Here is a 7,292-nt window from a genome sequence, read left to right on the forward strand (position 1 = left end):
ATCAAACAGAATCCAATCCGTAACGTTTTTCAGATTACATTATTCATCTGAGTAATTATTCCCTTGTTGGAAGTTCAGACTTATAGATTTTCCAATAATTTTTGTTGGTGAGTAACTTATAGATAACGTGTTTGTATATGGAAAGTTGCGTTTTGGTACAGGCGGATTTTCCGAAGGAAAATCAGAAGTAACAAAAGAGCAACCAACTTTATTTAAGCACTAATCTAGCAATTTTTTATATACGTTGTTAGCAAATGCAGCTCTAATTAGTAGCGAACTTAATAAAAAGAAATTTCCAACGTTAAATAAGAGCAGATAGATTTTCGCACCAGATAATCTGTTTATTATTTAGTTAATTAAAATCTTTGTGACTTCAGTTTTACTTTTAGTTCCGATTTATCTAAGCAAATTTTGTTAATTATAAGTTAGGGAATTAGGTAAGCCCAAACCAAAACAATAGCAGAGAAAATAGAGGATTGACACTGTTTTTGCTAACGTGTTTGTATATGATTAGTGGCGTGTTTCAGCACCTAATTTAGCAAATAAAAACCGAATAGAAAATCTGTAAAGATTTTCGTAAGCAAGCTAAAACCAGCCATTAATTATATACGGTGTTGGCAAATCGTTTTTTATATCTGTTCTTTAATAATTTCAACTTTCGTTGGTTCAATATCGAATGCTTTTTTAAATCCAATTGATATAATAATAGATTTCTTAAAATTTACAATATCCATATTCGAGTTATATCTAACATCAAATTCCTCAATTCCTTTAAAGTTATTTGGCTCATAAATCATATCAATTCTGTATTCATAAAGATTGCCATTATTCGAGTCAACTTTTTGATGTGCAAAACATAATTCAAAAGTTTCAGAATCCTCTTTCCAATAATCAGTTCCGTAAATCACATAAATTCCGATTGGTTTTTCGTTCGATTCAATAGCTATATTTTCATTTTTTTGATAAAGTTCAATTATCGATTTCAATGCTATTTCAGGATTAATTTCAGATTTTCCTTTTAGATTTTCCGCAATGATTTTTTCCAACTCTTCTGTTGCACCTTTTTTTATGATTTTCGGGTTTTCTGTTTCGTTCAGTATTTGACCAGAATTCCACATAGCCATAGGAATTCCAACTATTTTTGGTAAAGCATATGCTATAAACAAATATGCTATAATTACTATTCCTATTATTTTTAGTAGTCTGTTCATTAAATGTTTGCCAACGGATTTGTGTATGATTTCGTTGCGTGTGTAAGCAACTAATTTAGTAAACAAAAACGAACCAGAGAAAATTCCGCAGGAATTTTCCAAATAGGAGAGAACCTAGCAATGAATTATACACGGTGTTATGCTCTGTTTTAATTTAATTCTTCTATTAATCAAAAATGTCTGATTTTGAAACCTGTCTTGAAATATCATCTAATTCGTTATAAACTCCATTATCATCGGCAGTTCCAAAAAAGGCTATCACTAAATTGCGAGAAGGTGAAATGTAAAGACCTTGTCCACTAAAACCACCTTTATAAAAATCTCCATCTTCCATTACTTTGTCCCATTGATAGGTATTGTGATGAACAACTTCTTTATCAAGCGTGTAATTTTTAGAACCGTATGCAGTTACCAAATGAGGACGACCTTGCTTTTGAATTTTTTCAAAATATTCATTTGAAACGAAAGCATTATCACCTGAACGACCATCGATTAAAAACATATAGCCAAATCGAGCTAAATCTCGAAGTGTAGAATTCATTCCTGCGTGAGAAATGCTGGTGCCATTTGTTTGAGTAATAAATGCATCAGATTCCGCACCTATTTTTCGCCAAATTTCACGTTCAATATTTTTTGCATAAGAAAGACCTGTGATTCTCTCTATGAGGCAAGAGAGAACGAATGTATTTACTGAAGTATATTCAAATATCTCTCCAGAAGTTTTTGCAGATGATAAGGTTTTAATATGCTCAAAAGCATTGTCTGCGGTTTTTTCTGTTCGTTTTAGAAATCCAAGAGCTGCTTCAAATTGATAATAACAAGTTTCAGGGTTTTCAAAAGCGCCATCAACCCATTCACGACAATCAATTCCTGAAGCCATATCAAGAATGTCAATTATGGGTACACCTTCCCATCCAGACCCTTTAAGTTCAGGCAGATAATGTTCTATTGGTTTTGTTACATCAAGTTGTTTTCTGTCTTCCAAAATTGCTATAAGAGTTGAAGCAAATACTTTAGATACTGACCAGTAAAGATGCTTATCGTTTGGAAACATTCTTGGATAGGCTTCATATACAATACGGTCTCCTTGCAATATTATCATACCATCCACTTTCTCGCTAGTTTTGACATAGTCTTGAAGTGTCATTTGTCCTAATTCAGAAGTAACAACAAACTCCTCGATTTCTTTGCGGTAATCTTCTTTCAGGCTTTTGATATTTCCTTCTCTATTGATTATGGCGTGAGTCCAAAATTCAGGCATATTTAAAAAAATATAACGAGATATTTCACCTCCATCATCCCAATTATCCATATTCCATTGCTTAAATACGGATTGAATTTCCTCGTTTGAAAAACCATCATAAGTTTGAGCAAATAAATTTGAATATGGAACAATTAATAAGAGAAGTAATAGTCTGAAATAGTTCATTTTTTTCAAGGATGTTCGTTTTTTAGAAATTGAGCATAACGTGTTTGTATATGATTAGTGGCGTGTTTAAGTAACTAATTTAGCAAATAAAAACCGAATAGAAAATCTGCAAAGATTTTCGTAAACAAGCTAAAACCAGCCATTAATTATATACGGTGTTAGCACAAGTTTTTATTGTTCAAATGTTTTAATTAGTTTCTTGTTTATATCTTCTATTTCTCTAACAAATTCAAAAATCGGCCATTCTAAATAGTTATCAATAATTAATTTATCTACAACTATTGCTTGGGTAAAAAGCTCTTCTAAATCTTCGTGCTTTTCACTTAAAATGTTATGTGCAATTTTAAAAATTGGTGTTGCTGTTCCAACCTTAATGTTTTTGAGTGCTTTTTTAACCTCACTTTCCTTGTTTTGTTTTTTTAGCGAAATGGCGTTATTAACCTTAATTCGGAGAATATAATCTTCTTGGTCTTCATTTTTAGGTTCAATTTGTTCTGAATATTTACAAGTTTTGCAGACAAGTTCATAATTCTTTGAATTTAAATCTTCGAATGTTTGTATCATTATTTGATAGATGGCATTATCAATATTGTCTTTATCCCAATTCCCCCAACAATTAAATATAAGTAGTTGTCCAGCAAGTTTAAATTGTGACCAAGCTTTCAAAAAGTAATTTTTATCAATATGAACTACATCTCCAATTTTGTAATTAAAAGGATTTTTCGTCCTTAAAATGTATTTTTTATTTACAATAGATGAGTTATGAACTATTAAATGTCTTCTTTCTCTAATTTCAATAATTTCGTTCCATTTTATTAGATTTTTTTCAAGTGAAATAGAAAGATTCCCCTCAAAATGTTCTAGAAGTTCATTGAAAGTTTTATCAATAATCAGGTTTTCAACTTCTTTAACAATTAAGTCTTTTGTCGCTTCTTCTATGCTCTCATATTCATTAAGTTCCTTAAGAGTGAACTTAAATTCCTTTTCGTTAAGTGAGTTTTTAAATTTGTTATAATAGTAACTAAGTAGGTCAGCAATCAAATACTCAAAATAATTATTGAGCATTAAGAATGAACTACGGGAGAGTATTTCATAATTTTTTGGAGAAATTCTAGGTTGTTTTCTTAATTTCCTACCGAATCTTTGTAAGAGTTTTTCTGCGTCTTCTTTCGATATATTGTCATCTCCTTTTTCATTTTTTTTGACGCTTTCCATTTCTTCCGTTATTTCGGCCAGTGCTTGATCAAAAAATTCTTTAGATTTTTCTTTTATGGTTTCATCTTCTCCAGATGCTAAATTTCCAAATTTATTAAAGTATAGTTTAACACTATTTAGGTTTTGAAAATAGGTGTCATAAATTGATTCTACATTGTATACTTTTTCTTTTTTTTCTTCCTTTGATTCGGAATTATTAGAATCTTTTTCTTCCTTCATGTTTTTTTTAAATTTGTGCTAACGTGTTTGTATATGATTAGTGGCGTGTTTAAGCACCTAATTTAGCAAATAAAAACCGAATAGAAAATCTGCAAAGATTTTCGTAAGCAAGCTAAAACCAGCCATTAATTATATACGGTGTTGGCAACTGGCTTTTTTTCGGTCGTTATTTTCTTAAATATTATTCCGATAATAAAAGTCGAGATTATTGTCAAAAATAAAATCATTCTATAATTCACGTTATTTTGATGATATTTTAAAATTCCGTCATTCATTATTGGATTCGTTATAGTTATTTCTATAAACTGACTTTCGAGAAAACAAAAAAGACAGTAAAAAGTCGGGATTAAAATCAGATAGACTAAATTCAGTCCGATTATTTTTTTCAGAGAACTAATCTTTAGTGATGTCAAATAAAATCCGATTGGGATTAAAGTCAAAATAAAAGCAATGTCCGTTTGAAAAAGGCGAAAGTCCTTTCCGCCATAAAATCCGAGTTTATAATCCGCCAAATATTTTACCGTTTTACGAGTCAAAATCCTATAATCCAATTCGTATCGCATTCCGACAAAAAAAGTCAGAATTACAATAGGAATTAGTAAAATTAGTTTTCGTTTTCCTTTCAGCATTTCGTTTTTTCAGCTTGTTGCCAACGTGTTTGTATATGGTTTGTTGCGTGGTTTAAGCAACTAATTTAGTAAATAATTACGGACAAAGAAAGTCCGCGAGGACTTTCGTAAGTAGGCGAGAAGCCAGCAATAAATTATATACGGTGTTGGCAATAGTTTTATTCGGTTACCATTACTATCGAACTATATAATTATTCTAAAAATTTATCACGCGTCTTTGTATAACAATCTTTTATTATTTCATCAATTTGTTCCTCAGAAATCTTAAAATCAATTTTATTTTCCAATAACCAATTTGTGTACCATTTTGATGAGTAATTTAATGATTCAATGATAGCCATACTTTCAAGAGGTGTTCCTTTATATTCACTTTTACTGAAATCATCAACTACAATTTTTGACATTGCATCGATAATTCCTGTTTTCAATTCATTTATATCCATAATTATTTTCTAAGTATTTGAGTTAATCTACTGATTTTAAATAGCAGGCTATTTTTAATTAATTCTATATTGTTTTTTCAAGGATTTTGTTAAACAAAGAAATAACTTCATATTCTGATAAAAGTTGTAATTCAACATTAACATCATTATGCCAATGATTAAATAAGATTATTGAAGCAAATCTAATTTTTGCTTTTTTTGCAAAGCTCAACGATAAATTACTAAGGACAAAAGAATTAAAATCTCCTACAGTTGGTACAAAACCTTTTGTTGCGCTTTGATGCAATAAGTTAATCGAGTGTTTTGATTTTTGAATTGTTTCTATGGTCTTTTTAGCACTTTTTGTTCCATATTCACTAATGTAAGAAGAAGTGTAGTTGTTTAAAAGTATTTTGTAATCTTGATAGTCATTTGTCATTTTTAATTTGCAGTTTTATTTTGTTTTTTAATTATTGCCAACGTTTTTGTATAAGGTTAGTTGCGTGTTTTAAGCAGTGGATTTAGTAAATAAAACACGAACCAAGAAAGTCCGTTTGGACTTTCGTAAATAAGCTAAAAGCCAGCAATTAATTTTATACGGTGTTAGCATACGTATTTTATTCTAATTTCAAATATTCCTTTCCGTTCTCGAGTACAAGTTTTTCGGATGTCAATTTATTTATTCCACTAAAACTTTGTCCAATCATTTCGATGAAAAGAATTCCAAATTTTTCTTTATAATAAGCAATTTCAGGTATTGGTTGACAAGAACTTATTGTTTCCCAATTATTATTAATAGATTTTTTTTCACGAGAATAATATACATTTCCTTTTTTGAAACTATAATTGATTTCATAGAAATAATCTGCCTTTTTACGTTTTTTTCCTTCTGATTCAATTACGATTCCGTTTTCAATTGTAATAATAGTTTTTTTGTCATCCCTAAAACTCGTTCCAATTGTATCTGTCAAAATTCCGTTTGCTCTTTTCCCAAGATATTTCCACTTTCCAGTTATTCTTTCTCCGATGTTTTGTAGAGTGTCAGAATATTTAATCTGAAGTTTTGAATCAAGTATTATTTCTCCAAAATCTTGTGAATAGAATTTTGTAAAGAATAAACTTAATAATATTATCAAAAGTGTGTTTCTCATATGTATGCTAACGTTGTTGTATATGGTTTGTTGCGTTTTTCAAGCAACTAATTTAGTAAATAATTACCGACCAAGAAAGTCCGAGAGGACTTTCGTAAGTAGGCAAGAAGCCAGCAATAAATTATATACGGTGTTGTAGCACGTTTTTTATCGTTCTATTTTTATAATTCCATTCGGATTCCTTTTTGTAAGTTCCGAAATTAGTTTAGTTTCTCCTCCAATAGTTGTAAAAGCTAAATCATAGTCAGTATTTACAACCCAATTTTTATCTTTTGGGTAAATTAAACTTGGTGTTAATCTTAAATTTTCTTTTTCAAATAGTTTCGGAAATGTGCTTATTTTTCCACTATAAACCAAATCCTTTTTCCAGCTTTTCGTAGCAAGAAAAGTATAAAAGAGTTCAATTTCTTGATTTCCATATATTTCGTTTACAACTTCTACTAAACTTATTAAATATTCCTTATCCATTAATCCTGCTCCAGGATATAATTCATTGTTTAATTGCTTATCGTAAGGATGAGTATGTTCAATACTTTCCATAATTGCTTTGTTTAAGTCAAATTCTCGTTTTTTTCGCTCGTGAAAATCTATCCAAGTAACACGAGAGAAATCGTCTTCAGGATATTCTTCGTTAGATAATTCTCTAACTATAATTTTTTCTTTTGGAATTCTATTATTTATCCAAAACGAATGTAAAGCAATTGCATATTCTTGAAAATTATTTGGTAACGTCATCCTCAAAAAGTATTCCGCTGGATTTTGTTTCCTCAATTCGATCTCAACATCGTTTTTATTCCCAACAATTGTTGCGTAAGGTTTAATCCATTCTTCTATGTCTTTTTCTATCAGTTCCAAGGTTTCTCTTAAATGTGCTGCAACGTGTTTGTATATGATTAGTGGCGTGTTTCAGCACCTAATTTAGTAAATAAAAACGGAATAGAAAATCTGCAAAGATTTTCGTAAGCAAGCTAAAACTAGCCATTAATTATATACGTTGTTATCTATAGGTCTTTTCA

The 7,292-nt window shown here is 29.9% G+C and carries 7 protein-coding genes; all 7 read right to left on the reverse strand.

What is annotated here, in order from left to right; genetic code table 11:
* Positions 1–629 precede the first annotated feature (629 nt).
* Complete coding sequence (locus tag ACVCZW_RS00365; RefSeq protein ID WP_452231335.1) at positions 630–1,211, reverse strand: hypothetical protein; 582 nt, start codon at positions 1,209–1,211, stop codon at positions 630–632.
* 166 nt (positions 1,212–1,377) lie between these two features.
* Positions 1,378–2,640 carry a serine hydrolase domain-containing protein gene (locus ACVCZW_RS00370; protein WP_452231341.1) on the reverse strand — a complete coding sequence of 421 codons (1,263 nt, stop codon included), beginning with the start codon at positions 2,638–2,640 and terminating at the stop codon, positions 1,378–1,380.
* A gap of 171 nt (positions 2,641–2,811) precedes the next feature.
* On the reverse strand, positions 2,812–4,074 hold the full coding sequence (locus tag ACVCZW_RS00375) for a hypothetical protein (protein ID WP_452231336.1): 1,263 nt from the start codon (positions 4,072–4,074) through the stop codon (positions 2,812–2,814).
* Between the two features lie 820 nt (positions 4,075–4,894).
* Positions 4,895–5,146: a hypothetical protein gene (locus ACVCZW_RS00380; protein WP_452231337.1), complete on the reverse strand. Its 252-nt coding sequence runs from the start codon at positions 5,144–5,146 to the stop codon at positions 4,895–4,897.
* Between the two features lie 64 nt (positions 5,147–5,210).
* Entirely contained in the window at positions 5,211–5,564 is a 354-nt protein-coding gene (locus tag ACVCZW_RS00385) for a hypothetical protein (RefSeq protein WP_452231338.1), read from the reverse strand.
* A gap of 178 nt (positions 5,565–5,742) precedes the next feature.
* Positions 5,743–6,276 (reverse strand): hypothetical protein, encoded by a 534-nt coding sequence (locus tag ACVCZW_RS00390; protein ID WP_452231339.1) that lies wholly within the window; start codon positions 6,274–6,276, stop codon positions 5,743–5,745.
* A gap of 147 nt (positions 6,277–6,423) precedes the next feature.
* Positions 6,424–7,131, reverse strand: coding sequence for a hypothetical protein (locus ACVCZW_RS00395; RefSeq protein ID WP_452231340.1), 708 nt, complete (start codon positions 7,129–7,131; stop codon positions 6,424–6,426).
* Positions 7,132–7,292: the final 161 nt, after the last annotated feature.

It is taken from the genome of Lacinutrix sp. MEBiC02595 (genome assembly GCF_053601555.1).

Bases quoted from the DNA above. Each gene is read 5' to 3' on its own strand.
- ACVCZW_RS00365 (WP_452231335.1), bottom strand. From the start codon at position 1,211: ATGAACAGACTACTAAAAATAATAGGAATAGTAATTATAGCATATTTG.
- ACVCZW_RS00370 (WP_452231341.1), bottom strand. From the start codon at position 2,640: ATGAACTATTTCAGACTATTACTTCTCTTATTAATTGTTCCATATTCA.
- ACVCZW_RS00375 (WP_452231336.1), bottom strand. From the start codon at position 4,074: ATGAAGGAAGAAAAAGATTCTAATAATTCCGAATCAAAGGAAGAAAAA.
- ACVCZW_RS00380 (WP_452231337.1), bottom strand. From the start codon at position 5,146: ATGGATATAAATGAATTGAAAACAGGAATTATCGATGCAATGTCAAAA.
- ACVCZW_RS00385 (WP_452231338.1), bottom strand. From the start codon at position 5,564: ATGACAAATGACTATCAAGATTACAAAATACTTTTAAACAACTACACT.
- ACVCZW_RS00390 (WP_452231339.1), bottom strand. From the start codon at position 6,276: ATGAGAAACACACTTTTGATAATATTATTAAGTTTATTCTTTACAAAA.